At 71.3% G+C, this 21,283-nt stretch carries 21 protein-coding genes and 2 pseudogenes; 11 read left to right on the forward strand and 12 right to left on the reverse strand.

The genetic code is table 11. From position 1 onward, the window contains the following. Positions 1 to 174: 174 nt before the first annotated feature. The 6 genes from SNA_RS14880 to SNA_RS14905 all read left to right on the forward strand — a co-directional run bounded on the left by SNA_RS14880 (position 175) and on the right by SNA_RS14905 (position 8,304). On the forward strand, positions 175 to 1,725 hold the full coding sequence (locus tag SNA_RS14880; protein ID WP_030073051.1) for a tryptophan halogenase family protein: 1,551 nt from the start codon (positions 175 to 177) through the stop codon (positions 1,723 to 1,725). 112 nt (positions 1,726 to 1,837) lie between these two features. After that, positions 1,838 to 2,473, forward strand: coding sequence for a flavin reductase family protein (locus SNA_RS14885; protein WP_104531975.1), 636 nt, complete (start codon positions 1,838 to 1,840; stop codon positions 2,471 to 2,473). Next, entirely contained in the window at positions 2,467 to 3,813 is a 1,347-nt protein-coding gene (locus tag SNA_RS14890) for a cation:proton antiporter (RefSeq protein WP_044365370.1), read from the forward strand. The genes SNA_RS14885 and SNA_RS14890 overlap by 7 nt, the downstream gene beginning before the upstream one ends. Positions 3,814 to 3,937: 124 nt before the next feature. Further along, positions 3,938 to 5,014, forward strand: coding sequence for a cation diffusion facilitator family transporter (locus SNA_RS14895; RefSeq protein ID WP_044365371.1), 1,077 nt, complete (start codon positions 3,938 to 3,940; stop codon positions 5,012 to 5,014). A gap of 141 nt (positions 5,015 to 5,155) precedes the next feature. Next, a complete protein-coding gene (locus SNA_RS14900; RefSeq protein WP_241779658.1) occupies positions 5,156 to 5,719 on the forward strand; it encodes a MarR family winged helix-turn-helix transcriptional regulator in 564 nt (187 codons plus the stop codon). After that, the gene (locus SNA_RS14905; protein ID WP_044365372.1) at positions 5,716 to 8,304 is read left to right on the forward strand and encodes an MFS transporter; all 2,589 of its coding nucleotides are present in this window, start codon (positions 5,716 to 5,718) and stop codon (positions 8,302 to 8,304) included. Before SNA_RS14900 ends, SNA_RS14905 begins: the two co-directional genes overlap by 4 nt. Positions 8,305 to 8,395: 91 nt before the next feature. Here SNA_RS14905 and SNA_RS14910 read toward each other — a convergent pair whose 3' ends face one another. The 3 genes from SNA_RS14910 to SNA_RS14920 all read right to left on the reverse strand — a co-directional run bounded on the left by SNA_RS14910 (position 8,396) and on the right by SNA_RS14920 (position 10,802). Further along, complete coding sequence (locus SNA_RS14910) at positions 8,396 to 9,817, reverse strand: DUF2252 domain-containing protein (RefSeq protein ID WP_044365373.1); 1,422 nt, start codon at positions 9,815 to 9,817, stop codon at positions 8,396 to 8,398. A gap of 30 nt (positions 9,818 to 9,847) precedes the next feature. Then, positions 9,848 to 10,234 (reverse strand): DUF7144 family membrane protein, encoded by a 387-nt coding sequence (locus tag SNA_RS14915; RefSeq protein WP_037793811.1) that lies wholly within the window; start codon positions 10,232 to 10,234, stop codon positions 9,848 to 9,850. A gap of 97 nt (positions 10,235 to 10,331) precedes the next feature. Then, the gene (locus SNA_RS14920; RefSeq protein WP_030071920.1) at positions 10,332 to 10,802 is read right to left on the reverse strand and encodes a nuclear transport factor 2 family protein; all 471 of its coding nucleotides are present in this window, start codon (positions 10,800 to 10,802) and stop codon (positions 10,332 to 10,334) included. A 140-nt stretch (positions 10,803 to 10,942) separates the two neighbouring features. Here SNA_RS14920 and SNA_RS14925 point away from each other — a divergent pair, with 140 nt between their 5' ends. Next, positions 10,943 to 11,512: a PadR family transcriptional regulator gene (locus tag SNA_RS14925; RefSeq protein WP_030071918.1), complete on the forward strand. Its 570-nt coding sequence runs from the start codon at positions 10,943 to 10,945 to the stop codon at positions 11,510 to 11,512. After that, positions 11,499 to 11,708: pseudogene (locus SNA_RS14930) on the forward strand (SGNH/GDSL hydrolase family protein); the annotation flags it as partial. The gene SNA_RS14925 and the pseudogene SNA_RS14930, both read left to right, overlap by 14 nt. A gap of 55 nt (positions 11,709 to 11,763) precedes the next feature. Here SNA_RS14930 and SNA_RS14935 read toward each other — a convergent pair. From SNA_RS14935 to SNA_RS14945, 4 genes and pseudogenes are all read right to left on the reverse strand, one after another. Next, entirely contained in the window at positions 11,764 to 12,531 is a 768-nt protein-coding gene (locus tag SNA_RS14935; RefSeq protein WP_420823482.1) for an HAD family hydrolase, read from the reverse strand. Between the two features lie 156 nt (positions 12,532 to 12,687). Beyond that, positions 12,688 to 13,299, reverse strand: a pseudogene (locus SNA_RS44985) (phosphatase PAP2 family protein); the annotation flags it as partial. Positions 13,300 to 13,334: 35 nt separating this feature from the next. Further along, complete coding sequence (locus SNA_RS14940; protein ID WP_044365374.1) at positions 13,335 to 14,270, reverse strand: M56 family metallopeptidase; 936 nt, start codon at positions 14,268 to 14,270, stop codon at positions 13,335 to 13,337. Between the two features lie 80 nt (positions 14,271 to 14,350). Next, positions 14,351 to 15,013: a DUF5134 domain-containing protein gene (locus SNA_RS14945; RefSeq protein WP_030071910.1), complete on the reverse strand. Its 663-nt coding sequence runs from the start codon at positions 15,011 to 15,013 to the stop codon at positions 14,351 to 14,353. A gap of 287 nt (positions 15,014 to 15,300) precedes the next feature. Between SNA_RS14945 and SNA_RS14950 the strand changes: the two genes are divergently transcribed. Beyond that, complete coding sequence (locus SNA_RS14950) at positions 15,301 to 16,092, forward strand: GntR family transcriptional regulator (RefSeq protein ID WP_030071908.1); 792 nt, start codon at positions 15,301 to 15,303, stop codon at positions 16,090 to 16,092. Positions 16,093 to 16,270: 178 nt separating this feature from the next. Here SNA_RS14950 and SNA_RS14955 read toward each other — a convergent pair whose 3' ends face one another. Further along, a complete protein-coding gene (locus SNA_RS14955) occupies positions 16,271 to 16,657 on the reverse strand; it encodes a VOC family protein (RefSeq protein ID WP_044365375.1) in 387 nt (128 codons plus the stop codon). 74 nt (positions 16,658 to 16,731) lie between these two features. On the opposite strand from SNA_RS14955, the gene SNA_RS14960 reads away from it, so the two are divergent. After that, positions 16,732 to 17,319 carry a GNAT family N-acetyltransferase gene (locus SNA_RS14960; protein ID WP_044365376.1) on the forward strand — a complete coding sequence of 196 codons (588 nt, stop codon included), beginning with the start codon at positions 16,732 to 16,734 and terminating at the stop codon, positions 17,317 to 17,319. 36 nt (positions 17,320 to 17,355) lie between these two features. On the opposite strand, the gene SNA_RS14965 is transcribed toward SNA_RS14960, so the two are convergent. From SNA_RS14965 to SNA_RS14980, 4 genes are all read right to left on the reverse strand, one after another. Beyond that, on the reverse strand, positions 17,356 to 18,153 hold the full coding sequence (locus tag SNA_RS14965; RefSeq protein ID WP_044365377.1) for an amino acid ABC transporter ATP-binding protein: 798 nt from the start codon (positions 18,151 to 18,153) through the stop codon (positions 17,356 to 17,358). Continuing rightward, positions 18,150 to 19,034, reverse strand: coding sequence for an amino acid ABC transporter permease (locus SNA_RS14970; protein WP_030071900.1), 885 nt, complete (start codon positions 19,032 to 19,034; stop codon positions 18,150 to 18,152). The genes SNA_RS14965 and SNA_RS14970 overlap by 4 nt, the downstream gene beginning before the upstream one ends. Continuing rightward, positions 19,031 to 19,912, reverse strand: a complete 882-nt coding sequence (locus SNA_RS14975) for an ABC transporter substrate-binding protein (protein WP_030071898.1) — start codon at positions 19,910 to 19,912, stop codon at positions 19,031 to 19,033. The genes SNA_RS14970 and SNA_RS14975 overlap by 4 nt, the downstream gene beginning before the upstream one ends. 127 nt (positions 19,913 to 20,039) lie before the next feature. Further along, a complete protein-coding gene (locus SNA_RS14980) occupies positions 20,040 to 20,723 on the reverse strand; it encodes a glycerophosphodiester phosphodiesterase (protein ID WP_030071896.1) in 684 nt (227 codons plus the stop codon). Between the two features lie 151 nt (positions 20,724 to 20,874). On the opposite strand from SNA_RS14980, the gene SNA_RS42300 reads away from it, so the two are divergent. Beyond that, positions 20,875 to 21,096: a hypothetical protein gene (locus SNA_RS42300; RefSeq protein WP_157879927.1), complete on the forward strand. Its 222-nt coding sequence runs from the start codon at positions 20,875 to 20,877 to the stop codon at positions 21,094 to 21,096. Positions 21,097 to 21,283 lie beyond the last annotated feature (187 nt).

A 21,283-nucleotide genomic window follows, 5' to 3' on the forward strand; every position in this document is an offset into this window, starting at 1 on the left:
GCCCGGACCCCAAGTGCCCGAAAAGTCGGCCGTGAAGAGCCGATAACGAAAGAAAAGCCCGGCTGTCTACCTTCGCCGCAGGCAAACCGGCCGGACTGTCGGCTCGGCGTGCCGGCACGATCCAGCTCTCATCTCTGACCGGCTGGTTCCGTTCTTCGACGCAGGAGTTTCAGCGTGATCAAATCAGTTGTCATTGTCGGCGGTGGCACCGCGGGATGGATGAGCGCCTCGTACCTCAAGGCGGCGTTCGGGGACCGCGTTGACGTGACGCTGGTGGAATCCGACCGGGTCTCCACCATCGGCGTCGGAGAGGCGACATTCAGTACCGTCCGCCACTTCTTCGACTACCTCGGCCTGGACGAGCGGGAATGGCTTCCGGAGTGTGCGGGCTCCTACAAGCTGGGCATCCGCTTCGAGAACTGGCGCAAGCCGGGCCACCACTTCTACCACCCCTTCGAACGGCTGCGGACGGCCGAGGGATTCACCCTCGCCGACTGGTGGCTGCTGGAGGGCGACCGCAGCGAGCCCTTCGACCGCTCCTGCTTCATCACCCCCGCACTGTGCGAGGCCCAGCGCTCGCCGCGGATGCTCGACGGCTCCCTCTTCGCCGGCGACCTCGACGGCTCCCTGGGCCGCTCGACGCTGGAGGACCAGCGCGACCAGTTCCCCTACGCGTACCACTTCGACGCCTCGCTGCTCGCGAAGTTCCTGACCAAGTACGGCACCGACCGCGGCGTGCGGCACGTCGTGGACGATGTCGTCGACGTCGCCCGCGACCAGCGCGGCTGGATCGACCACGTCACCACGCGTGAGCACGGGGAGATCTCCGGCGACCTGTTCATCGACTGCACCGGCTTCCGCGGACTGCTGATCAACCAGACCCTGGAGGAGCCCTTCGAGTCCTTCCAGGACGTGCTGCCCAACAACCGGGCGGTCGCCCTGCGCGTCCCGCAGCCGGACCAGGCCACCAAGGGCATGCGGCCCTACACCACCGCGACCGCGATGGACGCGGGGTGGATCTGGACGATCCCGCTGTTCGGCCGCAACGGCAACGGCTATGTGTACTCGGATGAGTTCTGCACCCCCGAGGAGGCCGAGCGCACCCTGCGCGAGTTCGCCGCGCCGGGCCAGGACGACCTGGAGGCCAACCACATCCGCATGCGGATCGGCCGCAACCGCCGTTCCTGGGTCAACAACTGTGTGGCCATCGGCCTGTCCAGCGCCTTCGTCGAACCGCTGGAGTCCACCGGCATCTTCTTCATCCAGCACGGCATCGAGCAGCTGGTGAAGAACTTCCCGGACCAGCACTGGGACCCGGCGCTGATGAAGGACTACAACGACCGCGTCGCCAACGTCCTCGACGGCGTCAAGGAGTTCCTGGTCCTGCACTACCGCGCCGCGGAGCGCGACGACAACGCGTACTGGAAGGAGGCCAAGGTCCGCCCCATCCCGGACGGGCTCGCCGCACGGCTGGAGACCGCCTCCTCGCACATCCTGGACGAGCACACCATCTACCCGGCCTACCACGGCTTCGAGCAGTACTCGTGGATCACGATGCTGATGGGCCTCGGCCATGAGCCGGTCCGGCCGCGCCCGACGCTCGCGCACCTCGATCCGGCCGCGGCACGTGCGGAACTGGCGGCCCTGAAGGCCGACACGGAGCGCCTGGTCAACTCCCTGCCCAGCTGCTACGAGTACCTCGCCTCGATCAACAAGGCCGGCTGAGCACGGTCCTCCTGCGCCGTGCGTTGATGCCCGTCCCCCGCCCCACCGGCGGTCGGGCATCGGCGCCGCACGTCCCCGTATGCCCACCTTCTCTCCTGAAGGGCGACCGCGCATGGCCAGCCGCCTGCCCCTGTCCCCAGCCGCACGCACCGCCCCGCCTCCCGTCCGGTGGGAGACCGCCGACGACGGCCCGGCGCCGCTGCCCGTCAACGACTTCCGGTCGCTGATGAGCGCCTTCCCCGCCGGCGTCGCGGTGGTCACCACCCACGGCCCGGACGGGGACCCACGCGGCCTGACCTGCACCTCCCTGGCCAGCGTCACGGCCGAACCACCGATCCTGTCGGTCTGCCTCACCACCCGCGGCGAGACCCTCCAAGCGCTGCGCGGCTGCGGCGCGTTCGCCGTGAACCTGCTGCACGAACGGGCCCGGCACACCGCGGAGACCTTCGCCAAACCCGTGCCGGACCGGTTCGCGCAGACCGTCTGGCGGCCGTCTCCCCAGGCCGGTCTGCCATGGCTGAGCGAGGACGCCTTCGCGACCGCCGAATGCCAGGTCGTCCACCTGGCGGAGGTCGGCGACCACACGCTGGTCCTGGGCCTGGTCACCGGCCTGGTGCAGGTCACCGGGACCCCGCTGCTCTACGGGGCGCACCGGTTCGCCTCCTGGCCCGGCGGCGCCGTCCCGGCCCCTCGGCATCTGGCCGGGCCGGCCCCGGTCCGCGCCGGTGCGGCGGAGTCGCCATGCTGACGCCGGCCGTCTCCGGCGGCGCGGGCGCGGTGGACCCGATGGCCCGCTTTCTGCTGGCCGTCGCGGTGATCGTGCTGCTCAGCCATCTGCTGGGCGTACTTCTCGGCAGGCTGGGCCAGCCCCTGGTGATCGGTGAGATCCTCGGCGGGCTGCTGCTGGGACCCTCGGCGCTGGGCTGGATCTGGCCGGCGGGACAGGCATGGCTGCTGCCCGAGGAAGTCACCTCCACGCTCGACATGGCGGCCCAACTGGGCCTGGTGACCTTCATGTTCCTGCTCGGCTGCGAACTGAGCCTGGAGCAGACGGAGCAGACGGAGCAGACGGAGCAGACGGAGCAGACGGAGCATACGGGCCGCAAGGCGCTGGGCGCGGCCGTCGTCGGGGGAATGGGCCTGCCGTTCCTCGTCGGAACCGGCATCGCGGCCCTCGCCCCGACGATGCTGAAGGGCTCGGCGCCGCAGTTCGCGGGCTATGTCTGCTTCTTCGGCCTCGCCATGTCGATCACCGCGCTGCCGGTGCTCGCCAGGCTCCTGGTCGACCTCGGCATGGACCGCTCGCCGCTCGGCTCGTTCTCGCTGGCCGCCGCGGCCGTCGGGGACGGCGTCGCCTGGCTGGGCCTGACCGTCATCCTCGCCGTGACCGGCACCGGCGGCACCCTGCACATCGCGACGACCGTCGGCATCACCCTGGCCCTGGTCGCCCTCACCGTGTTCGTGGTGCGCCCGTTGCTCGCCGCGGTCGTCCGCACGGCGGAGCAACGCCCTGGCGGGGAACGGCTGTTGCCCCTGCTGCTGGTCGGTGCCATCGCCTACGCCGTCATCACGCATCTGCTGGGTCTGCACCCGGTCATCGGCGCGTTCCTCTTCGGTACGGCCGTCCCGCGCGATTCGACGGTCACCGCCCGGATGAACCAGCAGCTCCAGGGCTTCACCCTGACCGTGCTGCTGCCGCTGTTCTTCGCCGGTGTCGGGCTCCATGTCTCGGTCGGTGCGCTCGGCCTGCACCCCGGCCCCTGGCTGGTGTTCGCCGGAATCCTGGTCGCGGCCACCCTCACCAAGATCGTCGGAGCCGGCGGAGCCTCCCGGATGATGGGATTCCCCCGCACCGACGCGCTGCGCTTCGGCGCCCTGATGAACTGCCGCGGCGTCACCGAACTGGTGGTGGCGGGCATCGGCTGGCAGCTCCATCTGATCAGCGCGACCGGGCTGACGGTGCTGGTCCTGATGGCCCTGATCACCACCGCGGTCACGAGTCCGCTGCTCAAGGCCCTGGGGCCGACGCCCACACCGCCCGCGCCGCGGTCGCGGGAGAAGCAGCCCGTGGCCCAGCCGGCCGGATGACACCCCGCGGGCCCGTACGACACCGGGCCCGCGCCCCCCATACGCATCTGCGACGACATCGCAGCTGGTCAGCGCCCGTATGAGAGGCGTCGCCGCAATCGCCTCCGCGTGCCATGGTGGCCGTATGGCAGGCAACCACACCCCTCCGCACGGCCACGGTCACGACCACAGCGCGGGCCACAGCCACGGCCACGATCACGCCCACCCCCGGCGCCGTTGGGCGCGCCTGCGGCACCGGCTCGCGCACCTGGTCACCCCGCACAGCCACGACGCCATGGACAAGGTCGACGCGGCGATGGAGACCTCGCGCGAGGGCATGCGCACGCTGTGGCTCTCGCTCGGCATCCTGGGCCTGACGACCGTCGTCCAGGCGGCGGTCGTCGCCCTGTCCGGGTCGGTGGCGCTGCTCGGCGACACGATCCACAACGCGGCGGATGCCCTGACCGCCGTCCCGCTGGGCATCGCCTTCGTCGTCGGCCGGCGCGCGGCGAACCGCCGCTACACCTACGGCTACGGCCGCGCCGAGGACCTGGCCGGTATCGCGATCGTCCTGACCATCGCGGCCTCCTCGGCGCTGGCCGGGTACGCGGCGATCGACCGGATGCTGCACCCGCGCGAGGTCACGCACCTGTGGGCGGTGGCGGTGGCCGCCGTCGTCGGCTTCGCCGGCAACGAATGGGTGGCCCGCTACCGCATCCGCACCGGCCGCCGGATCGGCTCCGCAGCCCTGGTCGCCGACGGTCTGCACGCCCGCACCGACGGGTTCACCTCCCTCGCCGTCCTCCTCGGCGCGGGCGGCGCCGCCCTCGGCCTGCGCGCGGCCGACCCGGTCATCGGGCTGCTGATCACCGCCGCGATCCTGATGGTCCTGCGCGATGCGGCGCGCGAGGTCTACCGGCGCCTGATGGACTCCGTCGACCCCGATCTCATCGACACCGCCGAAAACGCGCTGCGCCAGGTGGACGGCGTCCTCGGCGTCGGGCAGGTCCGTATGCGCTGGGTCGGTCATGCCCTGCGGGCCGAGGCGGACATCGTCGTCGACGCCCGGCTGACCGTGGTGCAGGCCCATGCACTCGCGGTCGCCGCCGAGCACGCCCTGATCCACGCCGTTCCCCGGCTGACCGCCGCCACCGTGCACACCGACCACACCAGCGACGGCACCGACCCGCACGCCGTCCTCGCCCACCACCTCGCGGCCTGACGGGGCTCCTGCGCGGCGGAAGCAAGCCGGCCCCACAGCCGGGCGATCGGGGAGGGGGTGGTCGAGCGCGGTCCGGGCCGTGAGTAGACTTGCTGGGTACAAGCAATATGTTTATCCGATCGACAGTGCTACCGAGCAGAGATGGCGGGGGACATGACGATGGGCGACGGCACGGTCTGCCCCGGTGACCCGGCCGGTACCCCGCAGATCACGGCCGCTTCGGGGCTGGCCGACGCGGCCGCCGGGCTGGGTACGGAGATCGTGCGCTTCTCGCGGCTGATCGCGGCGTGGAAGCAGCGGGCCAAGAACGGTGCGGCCGACCGGGTCCTGCTGGCCCGCCTGGTGGTCGGCGGGGACCGCAGGGCGACCGATCTGGCCGCGGATGCCTTCCTGGACCTTTCGACGGTCAGCCGGCAGGTGCGCTCCCTGGTGGAGCGGGGCCTGGTGGCCCGGCGCCCGGATCCCGAGGACCGCCGCGGGACGCTGCTGACCGCCACCGACGCGGGGCGGGCCGCCTTCGAGCAGTACCGGCGCCAGCGCGATGCCGAACTGGCCGCGCTGCTCGAACCGTGGGCGCCCCAGGACCGGGCCGATCTGATCCGGCTCCTGGGCCGGCTCAACGAGGACTTGGCAGAACAACACGCACGGCAGCTCCCAGGGGGAGACCAGGGCGACGCCGTGGATCAGGGAGACACACACGTATGAGCACCTCCACCTCGCCGCCCGTGGCGGACAAGCCCGCGGCGATACCCGGCGCGGGGGGTCTGAGTCACCGGCAGATCCTCACCATCCTCAGCGGTCTGATGCTGGGGATGTTCCTCGCCGCGCTCGACCAGACCATCGTCAGCACCTCGATCCGTACCATCGCCGACGATCTGCACGGCCTCAGCCAGCAGGCGTGGGCCACCACGGCCTACCTGATCACCTCGACCATCGCCACCCCGCTGTACGGCAAGCTGTCCGACCTGCACGGCCGCAAGCCGTACTACCTCACCGCGATCACCGTTTTCGTCGTCGGCTCTGTGCTGTGCACCTTCTCCACCTCGATGTCCGAACTGGCCGCCTTCCGGGCGGTCCAGGGCCTGGGGGCCGGCGGTCTGATGTCGCTGGCGCTGGCGATCATCGGTGATATCGTCCCGCCGCGCGAACGCGCCCGCTACCAGGGCTACATGCTCGGCACCTTCGCCACCTCCAGCGTCGCCGGACCGCTGATCGGCGGCGCCCTGGCCGGTCAGGACCAGCTGCTGGGCATCACCGGCTGGCGCTGGGTCTTCCTGGTCAACGTGCCGATCGGCATCATCGCGCTGTTCGTCGTCGCCAAGGTGCTCAACATCCCGCACACCCGCCGCGACCACCGCATCGACTGGTGGGGCGCGCTCACCATCGCCATCGGCGTCGTACCGCTGCTGCTCGTCGCCGAGCAGGGCCGCGAATGGGGCTGGGGCTCGACCAGATCCCTGGTCTGCTACGGGGTCGGCGCCGTCGGCATCATCGCCTGGATCCTCGTGGAGCGGTGGATCGGCGACGATGCGCTGATCCCGATGCGGCTGTTCCGCAACGGCACCTTCAGCATGACCAGCCTGCTGTCCGTGCTGATCGGTATGGGGATGTTCGGTGGGATGCTGATGATCCCGCAGTACCTCCAGATCGTGAAGGGCGCCAGCCCCACCAGGTCGGGCCTGGAGATGCTGCCGCTGATGGCGGGCATGTTCATCGCCTCCATCGCGTCCGGCCAGATCACCGCCAAGACCGGCCGCTACAAGATCTTCCCGATCATCGGCACCGCGCTGATGGTCGCGGCGATGCTGCTGTTCCACTTCCGCGTCCAGTGGGACACCCCGCTGTGGCAGACCATGGTCTACATGCTCGTCTTCGGCCTCGGCCTGGGCGGCTGTATGCAGACCCTGGTGCTGGCGGTGCAGAACGCGGTGCCGCCGAAGGACATGGGCGTGGCGACCGCCTCGTCCACCTTCTTCCGGCAGATGGGCGCCACCGCCGGTACCGCGATCTTCCTGTCGGTGCTGTTCAGCACGGTCGGCGACAAGATCGCCTCGGCGTTCCGGTCGGCCGCCCGGACCCACGGCTTCCAGGCCGCGCTGCACGACCCCGCGGTGCTGCACGATCCGGCCAACGCGCCGGTGCTGAAGATGCTCAAGGGCGGCGGCGGGAACTCCTCCGGGGTGCTCAGCGATTCGTCGTTCATCCAGCACCTCGATCCGCGGCTGGCCGAGCCGTTCAAGCGCGGCTTCGCCGACTCGATGCACACCGTCTTCCTGATGGGCGCGATCGTGGTCGCGCTGGCCTTCCTGCTGGTGCTGTTCGTCAAGGAGGTGCCGCTGCGGCAGCTGTCCGGACTCCAGGCGCGGGCGCAGGCGGATGCGGAGGCCAACGGGGACGCGACCGGGGCGGCAACCGGAGACGCCACCGAAGAGGCGACGGGCACGCAGAGCGCGGCCGAGGTCGCCGCGGTGCCGGAGCAGGCCGGGGAGGCGGTCCCCGTGGCCGCCGCTGCACCCGTGGCGGACGGCCCCGTCATCCGCGGATCCGTACGGGACGGCAACGGCAGCCCCGTCGGGCAGGCCGTGGTCACCCTGATCGACGTCGGCGGGCGGCAGCTCGGCCGGGCCTCGACCGCGGCCGACGGCGGCTATGAGCTGCCCGCGCCCGGCCCGGGGACATACGTCCTGATCGGCTCCGCCGGCTCCCGGCAGCCGCAGGCGGCGACCCTGGTCCTGGCGGCCGAGCCGGTGCACTTCGATCTGACGCTCAGCGGTTCGGCGGGGCTGTCCGGCGAGGTGCGCGAGGAGAAGGGCGACGAGCCGGTGCCCGGCGCGCTGGTCGTGGCCACCGACGTCCGGGGCGAGGTCGTGGCCTCGGGCCTGGCCGGCCAGGACGGCGGCTTCAGCTTCGGCGAACTGGTCCCGGGCAGCTACACGCTGGCCGTCAGCGCCGACCACCACCGCCCCTCCGCCCTCCAGGTGGAGGTCGTCCCCGGCAGCCGCAACTGGTACGAGGTCCGGCTGGCGCACGGCGCACAGGTGCGCGGTGTGGTGCGCACGGCGGACGGCGCCCCGGTGCACGACGCCCGGGTGACCCTGCTCGACCCGGCCGGCAACGTCGTCGGCACCGCCACCACCGGCCCCGACGGCGCGTATGTCTTCACCGATCTCGACGGCGGCGAGTTCACCGTGATCGCCAGCGGCTACCCGCCGGCCGCCCGGCCGCTGCGGCTGGAGGGCACCGGGCGCGGCGAGTTCGACATCGAGCTGGGGCACGATCCGGTGATCTGACGGCCGCCGGAGCGGCACCCTCGCAGCGAGCGCCCGGCCGGAGCTTTTGGCCGGGCGCTCGTCCGTGGCAAGCGGTGGTTCGGCGCACCCCTCAGCCGGGCTCGGCGGTGACCCGGCCCGCCCGGACCGCATCCACCAGCGCCTGATGGTCGTGCTCGTTCTGGTCGGCGTAACACTCCGCGAACCGCGCCAGCGCCTCGTCGAAGGCATCGCCGTTGCCGAGATACCCGGCCATCGCGATCCGGTCCCCGCTGCGCGCATGGGCCCGCGCCAGCGTCGCCCCGCACAGCGCGGCAAACCGCCGCATCCCCCGCGGAACCATGATCTGCGTCTCGACGATGCCCTTCCAGTCCCGCAACTGCCGTACGTAGAAGTCGCGTTGGACGCCGTCGAGGCCGGTGACCCGCTCCCAGCCGAGAAAGATGTCACCGGCCGCCTGCATCAGCCGCTGCCCCGTGACGACCCGCTCGCCCTGGTTGTCGTAGCGGCTCGGGGCGGTGTGCCGGGCGAGCACGGAGGTGCCGGCCTCCTTCGCCTGGAGCAGCAGCGGATCGTCGGCGTCCTTGCCCAGCAGCAGGATGACCCAGCAGCGGGTGCCGACGCTGCCCACCCCGACCACCTTCCGGGCCATGTCGACCACCCGGTACTCCGCCAGCAGGCGGCGGTGGTCAGACCTCAGACAGCGGGCGTACCTCTCGATCAGCCCGCGCAGCAGCTCCTCCGTCCGGTCGGCCTCGGCGTCCGGCAGCAGCTCCCGCAGCGGCACGATCAGCGGCGGATCGGCGGCGAAGCGCAGCCGGCCGCCGTCCACCCGCACCAGCTTGCGGAACGCCTGAAGGGTGTCGCGCGAGCGAGCCTTGTCCATGGCCTGGTTCAGCCGCCTGCGGCCGAGACCGCTCAGCCGGTGGGCCTCCGCGATCCGTACGTCCTCCATATCGGCACGCGCGTACCAGACGTCGAGGGTGCGCATCCGCGCATAGCGGCGCAGCTGCTCGCGGTACGACGCGGCGGCGGTGCGCACGATGCCGGAGCGGACGGACGCATCGAAGCCGTTCTCGCGTCCGGCGATCACCAGGCTCGTGGTGAGCCGTTTGACGTCCCACTCCCAGGGGCCGGGCAGCGTTTCGTCGAAGTCGTTGAGGTCGAAGAGCAGATGACGCTCGGGGGAGGCCAGCAGCCGGAAGTTGAGCAGATGGGCGTCACCGCACAGCTGGGCGGTGAGCCCGGTGGACGGGGTGGTGGCCAGATCGGCGGCCATGACGGCGGCGGCGCCCCGGTAGAAGCGGAACGGCGACTCCAGCATCCGGCCGTAGCGCAGCGGCACCAACTCCGGTACCCGGTGCGCCGATTGCTCCTCCAGCAGATCGACGGGGTCGGCGCGGTCCGCCGCCGGGGTGTACTCGCCGTGCCGGGAGCGGGGGACCTCCCCGCGCAGCGCCTTGCCGGCCGCCGCGCGCTCGTGCGGGGAGGCGCCTTCCACCGTCGGATCGCCGGATGCGGCCGTCGTCGCCATCGTCGGGTCCCAGGTCCCGGACCGCCGACGCTAGGTCACCCGGCGCCGGTCACCCGTGCACAGCGCCCAGATGATGGTGATGTCGATGGCCATGAGCACCATGGCCCAGAACGGGGCCTGCGGAATCCACAGGAAGTTGCTGAGCGCGGCCAGCGCCGCCAGGATGACGCCGACCACCCGCGCCCACACCGCGCCGCGGAACAGCGCGATGCCCGCGAGGAGGACGACGATGCCCAGGATGAGATGGATCCATCCCCAGCCCGTCAGGTTGAACGAGAACAGGTAGTTGCGGGTCGAGACGAAGACGTGGTTGTGGGCGATGGCGGCGATGCCTTCGGCGATCGTCATCGCACCGCCGAAGAACATCAGCACCGCGGCGAACACCGTCCAGCCGCTGACACGTTTCCTAGAGGCCATGGCGTGCTCCTCACGGGGCCTACGGACCGGGGGAGACCGGGAGTGTCTGGCCGTCGACACCCGAGCCCGTCGGCGGACACGCTGTTCCTTCACGGTTTCACAGGGCCCGCGGACCCGCATCTCCGCCGGGCGGCGCCGGCACCAGGCCCTCGGAGACCAGTCCGGCCAGCACCGCCTCGCTCAGCGCCTGCACGGCGGACTGCGGCCGCACCATGACAGTGAACTCCTTGATCCGGCCGTCGCCATGGCCGTCTCCGTCACCGTCGAGGTGCAGCAGATCGATGCCGTGGATCTGCTTGCCGTTGACGGTGGCCCGGAACAGCAGGACCGCCGAGGGTGCGGCGGTGCCGTCCGCGCTGGTCTCCGAGCTGCCGGTGAAGTCGCCGACGTAGCGGAAGTCCTCGAAGGTGCGCAGCAGGACCCCGAAGAGGCCCAGCACCATCGGCTTGCCCTCGAAGGGGGTGAACTTCACGGGGCTGTAGAAGCGGATGTCGTCGGTGAACAGATCATCCAGGGCCGCGAGGTCGCGGCTCTCGACGGCGGAGCGGAAGCGGTCTGCTGCGGTCATGACGTCCCCTTTGTGCTGCTGGCCCTTTGTGCTGCTGGGCAGGGTCTACCTTGCGTTCCTGTCTTCCTACTCATGAATCTGAGTAGTCAGATTCATGAGTATCATGAGGGCGTGTCCACGGCCAGAGGAGGCGATCCGAGGTGGCATTGCGGCACGCCGTGCTGGCGGCCCTGCTCGACGAGGAGCTGAGCGGCTATCAGCTGACCAAGGTCTTCGACCTCGGAGTGGCGAACTTCTGGCATGCGCAGCCGCAGCAGCTGTACGCGGAGCTGACGCGGCTGGAGAAGGACGGGCTGGTCACGGGCCGGGAGGTGGTCCAGGACACCCGGCCCACCAAGCGCCTGTTCACGGTCACCGACGCCGGTCTGGCCGAACTCGACCGCTTCACGGCCGCCGCCGCCAAGCCCTCGTTCATCCGCGACGACCTGGTCGTCAAGGTCCAGGCCGCCGACCACGTCGACACCGGGACGCTGATCGCGCAGCTCACCGAGCGCACCGCCTTCGCCCAGGCCAAGATCGATCTGTTCGGCGAGCTGCTGCACGGGATGCGGGGCGAGCGGAGCGAGGAGGAGTTCCTGCGGCACGGCGAGCGCATCGGGCCGTATCTGACCTGTCTGCGCGGCCTCGCCTTCGAGCGGGGCAACCGCGACTGGTGCGAGCGCGTGATCACCGTTCTGCGAGAGAGGCAGCGCGCCCATGCACGACACTGACACCGGCACCGGCCACGGCGCCGACCCGCGCCACCCGCGCTACCTGCGGTACGTCGCCCTGGGCGACAGTCAGACCGAGGGACTCGGCGACGGCGACGACACCACCGGCCTGCGCGGCTTCGCCGACCGGCTCGCCGAACATCTCGCGCACCACAGCCCCGCCGTGCAGTACGCCAATCTGGCCGTCCGCGGACGGCCCCGTCTTCTGCCCGTGGGGACGGCCGCCGACCGGAGCGGAACCTGATCGGGCCTCAGGAGCGGCTGGTGCTGCGGGATGCGTCCGGGTCCGGGGACGGGCCCGCAGGACCCGTCAGCCCCACCCGTTCCAGCGCCGGCCGCAGCCCATCGGGCCGCTCCTCCGCCGGGAGATGGTCCACCGGCAGATAGCCGCAGCCCAGCGCCGTGGCACCGCCGTCCGCCCGGCGGTCGTCGCCCACCATCAGCACCTCGTCCGGCGGCAGCCCCAGCGCCTCGCAGGCCAGCGCGAAGATCTTCGGATCCGGCTTCTGGACGCCGTGTTCGTAGGACAGGACGTAGTGGTCGACATAGCGGTCCAGCCCGTGGGCGCGCAGCACCGGCCGCAGATCCCAGCCGATATTGCTCAGCACGCCGATACGGATCCCGGCACCGTGCAGCCGCGCCAGCACCTCGGCGGCATCGGGGAACGGGATCCAGGCGTCCGGCGTCATGTGGCGGTCGTACAGGGCGTCGTACAACTCCGGCTCGGGAAGCGGCACTTGGCGGGCCAGGCCGGTGTACACCGCGCGGTGGTGGGCGGCGTCGCGGTCGCGGCCCTCCCACAGTTCGGCCAGATCGGCGGGCAGCTCGACGGGGGAGGCGCCGCCGGGCAGCGCGCCCGCCCGCTCCAAGGCCACCGCGGTGCGGGCGACCTCGGCGTCGGCCATGGCGGTGCCGGACGCGTCCAGCGCGGCGCGCAGCCAGCTTTCGGCCGGCTCGATCCGCAGCAGCGTTCCGGAGAAGTCGAAGAGCACACCCTTGAACGTCGTCATGGTCGTCATGACGGCCATCCTGGCCGCTGTACGGCGTCCGGCCAACCCGGGGCCGCCGGAGGACGCCAACCCGCCCGCCCGCTCCGCGCATACCCGGTACGCCGCGGCCGCCCCGGCCACCAGCGCCGCGCCCAGCAGCCAGCCGCCGACCACGTCCGACAGCCAGTGCACGCCCACATAGACCCGGGTGAAGCCGACGCCGAGGACCGAGACGGCCACCAGCACCCGTGCCGTCCACCGCACGCCCCGGCGCGCCCCGTGCAGCCGCAGCAGCCACAGGACGAGCCCGCCCGCCACCGTCACCGACAGCGCATGCCCGGAGGGATACGCGGCGTAGTCCGCGGACACCACCGGATCCGGCCAGACGGGGCGCGCCCGGCCGATCACCGCCTTGAGCGTCTGCTGGAGCGCCGTACCGGTGAGCGAGGTCGCCGCCACCCACACCCCGACCACCCAGGCACCCCGCCGCACCAGCAGGCAGACCGCCACCGCGAGGAGGGCGCGCATGGTCCAGGGGTCCCACACCCAGTCGGTCAGCAGCAGGTTGAGCCGGGTCAAGGCGGGTTCGCCGACGGCGATGTGGTGGAGCGAGGTGGCCAGGGAGGCGTCCAGGGAGAGGAGCGGGCCCCAGCGCAGGACGACCAGGGCCGTGAGGAGGGCGAAGGCGAGGAGGAGGGGGACGGGGAGGAGCAGAGGGACGGGAAGTGCGCCCGGGGTGCGGCGGGGGCGTGGTGCCATGGGGGCCATGGGGTGATCCTCGCGTACGCCTGGGGCCATGGGCGAGCGCCCCGGGCCCCGCTCCGGCGCCCGGGCTACCTCAGCGCGCTGAGCCCGGGGACGAACGTCACCAGCAGCGGTACGGCCGGGACCAGCGCCGCGCACGCCGTCATCCGCAGCCGGCGGGCCGGGGTGAAGCGGGGCGGCGGCGTCAGCAGCCGGTCCACCCGCTGCGGAACCTGCGCGAGCTGGGGCGGACAGGGGCCGAACACCCCGCGGTCCTCGTTGAGTTCGACCAGCGCCAGGGCGATGGTCAGCCGGCCGAAGCGGCGCGAGGCGGAATCGTCGGCGGCCAGTTCGACCAGCCGGTGCACCTGGTCGCGGAACGCGGCGAAGACCGGAACCTGCGGGAAACCGGCGGCCAGCGCGGAGGCGCAGTAGAGCAGGAGGTCGTGCCGGGCGCGGGCATGGCCCTGCTCGTGGGCGATCAGCGCGTCGAGCTGACGGTCCTTCAGGCGGCGCAACGCCGAGGTGGTGACGACCAGTTGGGGCGAGGACTGCTGGAGCCACCAGGCCCCCGGGCGGTCGCTCTCCAGGACGACCAGGCGTTCGCCGGCGGGCTCCTCGCCGGGCAGCAGCGGGGCGCGGCGCAGCAGGTCGGCCCGCCGCCGGCGCCTACGGGCGCGGGCGGCCCGTACCTCGCGGGTCAGGGCGACGGCCGTCCAGGCGCCACCGCCCGCCAGGAAGACGGCGAGCGCCCCGGCCCAGGGCCCGTACGGCTTGAGGGCGTATGCCTCGACGACCACCCTCGGGGCGAGGCCGAAGACCGGGCCGCGGACGGACTCCCAGGCGGCGGCCGCGCTCAGCGACATCGCGAGCGCGCAGCACAGCAGAACCCCGGCCACCACGCACTGCCACACCCACAGGGCGAGCACCGGCTCGCGGTCGGGCCAGTCGGAACGGGCCATCAGCCGCGGCGCCATCGCCGCGGCCAGCACGCCGAGAACCATCAGCGCGAGGGGGACCATCATGGCGCCAGCCTATGAGCGGCCACTACCGGTGGGTACGTCCGCGCGACCTATGTGACACACGCCACTTCTGCGCCGCCGGGTCACATCGTCAGCAGCATGGCGATCATGGCGAGGCCCATCGCCACCCGGCAGGCCGCCACCACCGGGGGCCGCACACACGCCACCGCCGCCGCCGGACCGCCGCTCACCACGGCCGGAGGGACGAGCCGGACCCCGGCGGCGAGGACGAAGACGATGTAGTACGCGAGCAACAGGCCGGTCAGCAACGGCACCCCGCCGGGCGCGCCATGGCTCATCGGCTCGGCGGAACCCATGGGCATGGTGGCACTCATGGGCCCGGCGGAACCCGTCGCGCCCGCGGAACCCATCGACCCGTCCGAACCCATCGACCCGTCCGAACCCATCGACCCGTCCGAACCCATCGACCCGTCGTGCCCCAACACCATCGCCAGCCCCATGTACACCATCGCCACCGCATCCACCGCATGATGAAGATGACGCCGCATCAGCGCCCACACCCCCATGGCCCCGAAGCCCGCCACGAACAGCCACGACGACCACGACGGCGGCGCCACCGCCGACGCGGGCAGCGCCATCACGGCCATCCCCAGCGCCATCAGCCCCTCCCCCCGCAGCTCGGTACGCTGCGCGGCGCTGCCCGTACGCATCCGCGACAGGCAGTACGCACCCGCCGCACCGCACAACAGCACCAGCAGCCAGCCGATGAACGGCGATCCGTGCACGGCACACCTCCCCCATCACTCCGCCCGCAGGTTGCCCAGATCCCGCCGGGCGTATGGGAGCGCACCGGCGCAACGGGGGAGCGCACGAACATCGGGGGCGATAGCGCAGGGGTGATCGACCGCTCGCGCCGACAGGCACGTCGGGGCGGGCCCAAAACCGGGCCCAAAACCGGGCCCAGGGCGTGTTTGATGGGTCGCGCGACGGGGGCTGTGACCCTCAGCGGGATCCGCGCCTGGCCGAAATGGTGCACTGGCGCCCTCCTGCGTGGCTCCCGCATAACGGGGGCATGACGACAATGAGCGAGCAGACCACCGATCAGCGTCCCCTGCCCGAGCGCGTCGCTGCCGACCTGCGGGACGAGATCCTGTCGGGAATCGTCCTCCCGGGCGCCGTCCTGCTGACAGCAGAACTGCGGAAGCGGTTCGTCACGTCGAGCGCGACCGTGGAACGGGCGCTCCACATCCTGTGCGAGGAACGCCTGGTCACCAGGTGCGCCGACACGGCGGATGAGGCGCCGAACGCCGTCGTCCTCGAGCACCGCCAGCGGACCATGCAACCCGCGCGGAGCTTGGCTCCGGCCGATCCGGGGCAGCCCTTCCGCTGGGTTACTGAGGCACGAAGGCGCGGGGTACGCGCCACCTGCGTGTTGCTGGAAGTCAAGCCCGTGCCCAAGCCTCCGGCCCACATCGTGCAGGCGCTCGGGCTGAACGCAGGCAACCCTGTCCTCCTGCGGTCCCAGATCCTGACGTTCGACAACGAGCCGGCCGGACTGGTCAAGGCCTACTTCCCGCTACAGATCGTCCAGGGCACCGAGATGATGGAACACCGCAAGATCCGCGGAGGCACCTCCACCCTCCTGGCCCAGCTGGGCTATCCGCCGCGCCGGTGCGTGGACTCCGTGTCCGCCCGGATCCCCACCCAAGAGCAGCACGCCCTCCTGAAGCTGCCACGCAACGTGCCGGTCCTGCGCACCTTCCGAGTGGTCCACAGCGACAATGACCGACCCGTGGAGGCCCACGACACGGTTGAGGCCGGTCACCTCTACGAATTGCAGTACGAGTTCTCACAGATTTTGTAGCGGTCCCCGGCCGCCGGTACCCCTGCCCCGAGGAGTCGGTGGTCGACCGGTCGGACAGGGAAGCGGATGGCCGGCGGAGTCGTTCAGCGAAGAGGGTCGCCCCCCCCGCGGACACTCCGGCGGCAAGCACCGAGACCCTGGGGCATGTGGCCCGAGGTCCCGTTAGGCCGCGTTTTCGTCAGGGTCGGTATCGGAGTGGATGGTCCGCCGGGATTTCCACGATGACAACTTTGTGGCCGTCCGGATCCGTCAGCCACATCTCGATCAGCCCCCACGGCTCCCGGACCGGCGGCCGCAGCACCTCCACCCCGCGTGCCACCAGCTCCTCGTGCGCCGCCGCGGCGTCCGCCACCTGGAGCCAGAGCTGGAGCGTGCCCGTGGGCGGCTCCGCGGAGCGGCCGGACACCTCCAGGAAGCCGCCGCCGAGGAAGTACACGGTGCCGCGGTCGGGTCCCGTGCCGAACTCCCGGTAGATCTCCAGCCCCAGCGCCTCGCCGTAAAAGGCCCGTGACCGGGCGGGGTCGGACGGCCGCACCAGCACCCTGCTGCTCAGTACCTGCACCATGGCACGGACCCTAGGCGAAGGGACGGGACGAAGGGCCCTGACACGGCGGCCACCCCGCTTGTTAGCCTCCCCCCATGCCACCGACCAGCCGGCAGTCCGCCGCCCCGCAGCCCCTCCCGCAGCAGTCCGGGTCCGCCGCCCCGCTCACCTTCCGCCGCGCCGTCGACGCCGACATACCCGGGCTCGTCGCGCTGGTCGAATCGGCGTACCGCGGCGATGCCAGCCGGGCCGGATGGACGACCGAGGCGGATCTGCTGGCGGGCCGGCGCACCGATCCGGACGGGGTCGCGGCCGTGGTGCGGGCCGAGGACGGCCAGCTGCTGGTCGCCGAGCGGGACGGCGAGATGATCGCCTGCTGCCAGCTCGAACACCGCGGTGATCACGTCTATTTCGGGATGTTCGCGGTCCGCCCCGAGCTCCAGGGCGGCGGCCTCGGCAAAACGATCATCGCCGAGGCGGAGCGGACCGCCCGGGACACCTGGGGCGCCCGAGAGATGCGGATGACCGTGATCCGCCAGCGCGAGGAGCTGATCGCCTGGTACGAGCGCCGCGGCTACCGCCGTACCGGCGAGCTGAGCCCGTTCCCGTACGGCGACGAGCGGTTCGGCATCCCGCAGCGCACCGACCTGGAATTCGAGCTGCTGGTCAAGGCGCTCGGCTGACGGCCTGGGGCGCCCGGCCTGGGGCGCCCACCCCTCTCACAGCCGCCCCGCCGCGATGATCCGCTCCAGGAACTGCCGGGTGCGGCCGTGCTGCGGATCGCCGAAGACCTGCCCGGCGGTGCCGCGTTCGAGCACCACCCCGCCGTCCAGGAAGCAGACCTGATCGGCCACCTCCCGGGCGAAGCCCATCTCATGGGTGGCGATGACCATCGTCATCCCCTCCTCCTTGAGATCGCGCACCACCCCGAGCACCTCGCCCACCAGCTCCGGGTCGAGCGCCGCGGTGATCTCGTCCAGCAGGAGCAGCCGTGGCCTGCCCGCCAGCGCCCGCACGATCGCCACCCGCTGCTGCTGCCCGCCGCTGAGCCGGTCCGGGTACTCCCCGGCCCGCCCGCCGAGCCCGAGCCGTTCCAGCAGCTCATGGGCGCGCGCCTCGGCCTCGGCGCGCGGCACGCCGTGGACCCGGCGCGGCGCCAGCGTGATGTTGTCCAGCACCGTCATGTGCGGGAAGAGGTTGTACGCCTGGAAGACGATGCCGATCCGGCGGCGCACCGCGTCCTCGTCCACCCGCGGGTCGGTGATCTCCTCGCCGTCCAGGAAGATCGCGCCGTCGTCGATCTCCTCCAGCAGGTTCGCGCACCGCAGCAGCGTGGACTTGCCCGATCCCGAGGCGCCGATCAGCGCGGTCACGGTGTGCGGCGCGACCTCCAGGTCCACGTCCCGCAGGACGACCGTGCCCCGCCCGTACGTCTTGCGTACGGACTCCAGCCGCAGCACCGGCCCGCCGTCCGGGGCCTCCGTTGCGGTGCGCATACCGTCGTCCCCCGCGCTCATACCGTCCCTCCCTGCGCCCGGCGGCGGTCCATCCGGGCCGTGACCCAGTCCGTGAAACGCGTCATCGGGATGGTCAGTGCGACGAACACCAGCCCCGCGACGACATACGGCGTGTAGTTGAAGTCCTTGCCGGCGATGATCTGCGCTGCGTATACCGCGTCCACCGCGCCCGCGATGGAGACCAGACCGGTGTCCTTCTGGAGCGAGACGAGGTCGTTGAGCAGCGGCGGTACCACCCGCCGTACCGCCTGCGGGAGCACCACATGGCGCAGCGCCTGGCCGCTGGACAGGCCCAGCGACCGGGCCGCGGCCCGCTGCGACGGGTGGACGGACTCGATCCCGGCGCGGAAGACCTCGGCCACGTACGCCGAATACGTCAGCACCAGCGCCGAGCCGCCGAGCACCACCGGATCGGTGGTCACGCCCTGGAGCCGCAGCGCCGGGACCCCGAAGACCACCATCAGCAGACAGATGATCAGCGGCAGCCCGCGGAAGAAGTCGGTGTACGCGGTGGCCAGCGCGCGCAGCGGAAAGAAGACCGGGCCGCGCAGCGTCCGGGCGATGGCCAGCAGCAGCCCGATCACCAGCACCGCCGCCCCGCACACCACCAGCAGCTTCAGGTTCAGCAGCAGCCCCTCCAGCACCTTCGGCAGCGCCTTCCGTGCGTACTCGGCGCTGAAGAAGGTGGCACGGGTGCGCGGCCAGCCGGGGGAGCGGGTGATGACGAGGAAGAGGACGGCGCCGGTGACGAGGGTGCTCAGCGCCGCGAGGGCGGTGGCACGCCGCGCCCGCGTCCGTTTGAACCGCTCCCGTTCGAGACGCCGTGCGGAGGGTAGGTAACCGTCGTCGGCCTTCTCCAAGGCGTCCTGTACGTACGTCATTTGAGCACCGGCGCCGACACGGCATCGGTCAGCCACTTCTTCTCCAGCGCGGCCAGCGTGCCGTTCTTGCGCAGCGCGTCCACCGCGGCCGAGACGCAGCCGGTGATCCGGCTCTCCTTGTCCAGCACCAGCCCGAACTGCTCCTTGGCCGCGCCGCCTTCGCTGCGGAACTGCCCGACGACCTCGGCGTCCTTGACCTCGGCCGAGGTGATGTAGAAGGCGGTCGGCAGATCGACCACCAGCGCGTCGATCTGCCCGTTCCGCAGTGCCGATTTGGCCAGATCGTTCTTCTGGAACACGGCCACGGACTTGCCGGGCCGGATGGTGTCGTTGATGACATCGAGGCTGGTGGTGCCGACCTGCGCGCCGAGCTTGGCGTCCTTGAGGTCGGCCACGCTCTTCGCCTTCGCGGCCTTCGAGCCCTTGAGCGCGACGACCGCCTGCCGTACGTCGTAGTAACCGGAGGAGAAGGCGACGGCCTGCTTGCGCGAGGCGCTGATGGAGATCTGGTTGATGTCGAAGTCGAACGTCTTCTCACCGGGCGCGAAGGCGTTGTTGAACGGCACGGTCCGCCACCGCACCGCGTCCTTGCCGTAGCCCAGCCGCTTGGCCACGGCGTAGGCGACGGCCGATTCAAAGCCCTTGCCGTTGGCCGGATCGTCGTCGGCGAACCAGGGGGCGTAGGCGGGCTTGTCGGTGCCCACGGTGAGTTTCCCGGAGGCCACGGTGGCCAGTTTGCCGCGGTCGCAGCTCTTTCCCTGACCGGCGGCGGAGCCGCCACCGGGGGACTCGTCCTGCGGGGCACAGCCGACGGCCGTGACGAGCAGTGCAGCGGTTGCCCAAGCGGCAAGGTGGGTGGGGCGGTTGACGAGGCGCATGGCGGGAGACTGGCAGTGCCAGGGCCCCCGTGTCGAGATCAATTGGCGAAACGTCCGCATGCTGGAAGCGCATTGCACCGCTGTGAACTGCGGATTTCCGCGTACGGCTGCCGCTGCGACGGGCCCGCTACGCGGTGAAGCGCACCGCCCGCCGGATCTCCGGCTGGTCGGTCACCACCCCGTCCAGGCCCAGCCCGCGGGCGAGGCGGAGCTGATCGTGGGTGTTGACCGTCCAGGCCAGCACCTTCAGATGGGCGGCGTGGGCGCGCTCGACCAGTTCGAGGGTGAGCCGGCGGATGTTCAGCGAGAGCATGCCCGCGCCCACCGCCTGTGCGCGGTCGACCACATCGAGTCCGTAACGGTCGCCGACCAGAGCCGTACGGACCCCCGGCAGCAGTGTGCGGATCGCGGCCAGCGCCTCGTCGTGGAAGGAGATCACATCGATCCGGCCGGTCAGATCGCGGGCCCGCATCACCTCAGCCAGCGTCCGGGCCGCCGCCACGTCCTTGATCTCTGCCTGCAACGGCGCCTTGACCGCCTCCACCACCTCCTCGAACACCGGGATCCGCTCGCCCCGCCCGGCGTCCAGCTCGCGCAGTTCGGCCAGGGTGCGCTCGGCGATCGGGCCGGTGCCGTCGGTCGTACGGTCCACATCGGCGTCGTGCATCACCACGAGCGCGCCGTCCTTGCTCAGATGCAGATCGAGTTCGATCACATCGAGGCCCTCGTGCTCGGCGCGTACAAAGGACCGCAGGGTGTTCTCCGGCTCCACGCCCATGATCCCGCGGTGTCCGATGGTGAGAAAGGACAAGGCTGCCTCGCTTCTGTCGGTTCGCTTCTGTCGGTTTGAAGGTGTCGGCCGAAAACTGTCGACCGTCGACAAACTGCTGCCCGAAACGGCGCACAGCCTAATCCGTTCCGTCTGTTGGCGCTGTAGGACAACTCGCCCCTAGCCCGTACGAGTGCCCGCAGCTCGTACGAGTGCCCCCGAGCCGGTCCAGGTCCGCCGGCATCGCCTCGGCCAGCTCCAGCTCCGCCAGGTGCCGGCGTTCGCTCCAGTCCAGGGCGATCCGCGGGAACTGCCACTCCTCCGGGGCACCCGGGTCGTCGGCGCCGTCGGCCCAGGCGGCGAGCGCCTCGCGGCCCGCCTCGGTGAGGGCAATGTCCGGCAGTTTTATACCTAGGGCTCCTCCCGGCGCGGGGGAGCGGAGGGCCGTGAGGCTCTTGGGGGTGGTGTGGCATATGCCACACCACTGTCCGGTGTTTACGCCGGGACGTCCGCTCTCACCACCGGAGGAATGGCGGATTCCCTTGTCCTGGCGGGCAGAACGTCTTGAAGACTCGGCCACTCGCAGGAAAAAGATGCGTCTA

It is taken from the genome of Streptomyces natalensis ATCC 27448, from assembly GCF_000935125.1.
GTDB lineage: Bacteria > Actinomycetota > Actinomycetes > Streptomycetales > Streptomycetaceae > Streptomyces > Streptomyces natalensis.

Bases quoted from the DNA above. Each gene is read 5' to 3' on its own strand.
- SNA_RS14965 (WP_044365377.1), bottom strand. From the start codon at position 18,153: ATGAGCGCGGGGGACGACGGTATGCGCACCGCAACGGAGGCCCCGGAC.
- SNA_RS14960 (WP_044365376.1), top strand. From the start codon at position 16,732: ATGCCACCGACCAGCCGGCAGTCCGCCGCCCCGCAGCCCCTCCCGCAG.
- SNA_RS14890 (WP_044365370.1), top strand. From the start codon at position 2,467: ATGCTGACGCCGGCCGTCTCCGGCGGCGCGGGCGCGGTGGACCCGATG.
- SNA_RS14885 (WP_104531975.1), top strand. From the start codon at position 1,838: ATGGCCAGCCGCCTGCCCCTGTCCCCAGCCGCACGCACCGCCCCGCCT.
- SNA_RS14950 (WP_030071908.1), top strand. From the start codon at position 15,301: ATGACGACAATGAGCGAGCAGACCACCGATCAGCGTCCCCTGCCCGAG.
- SNA_RS14975 (WP_030071898.1), bottom strand. From the start codon at position 19,912: ATGCGCCTCGTCAACCGCCCCACCCACCTTGCCGCTTGGGCAACCGCT.
- SNA_RS14915 (WP_037793811.1), bottom strand. From the start codon at position 10,234: ATGGCCTCTAGGAAACGTGTCAGCGGCTGGACGGTGTTCGCCGCGGTG.
- SNA_RS14895 (WP_044365371.1), top strand. From the start codon at position 3,938: ATGGCAGGCAACCACACCCCTCCGCACGGCCACGGTCACGACCACAGC.
- SNA_RS14935 (WP_420823482.1), bottom strand. From the start codon at position 12,531: ATGACGACCATGACGACGTTCAAGGGTGTGCTCTTCGACTTCTCCGGA.
- SNA_RS14920 (WP_030071920.1), bottom strand. From the start codon at position 10,802: ATGACCGCAGCAGACCGCTTCCGCTCCGCCGTCGAGAGCCGCGACCTC.
- SNA_RS14900 (WP_241779658.1), top strand. From the start codon at position 5,156: ATGGCGGGGGACATGACGATGGGCGACGGCACGGTCTGCCCCGGTGAC.
- SNA_RS14970 (WP_030071900.1), bottom strand. From the start codon at position 19,034: ATGACGTACGTACAGGACGCCTTGGAGAAGGCCGACGACGGTTACCTA.
- SNA_RS14940 (WP_044365374.1), bottom strand. From the start codon at position 14,270: ATGATGGTCCCCCTCGCGCTGATGGTTCTCGGCGTGCTGGCCGCGGCG.
- SNA_RS14955 (WP_044365375.1), bottom strand. From the start codon at position 16,657: ATGGTGCAGGTACTGAGCAGCAGGGTGCTGGTGCGGCCGTCCGACCCC.
- SNA_RS14910 (WP_044365373.1), bottom strand. From the start codon at position 9,817: ATGGCGACGACGGCCGCATCCGGCGATCCGACGGTGGAAGGCGCCTCC.
- SNA_RS14905 (WP_044365372.1), top strand. From the start codon at position 5,716: ATGAGCACCTCCACCTCGCCGCCCGTGGCGGACAAGCCCGCGGCGATA.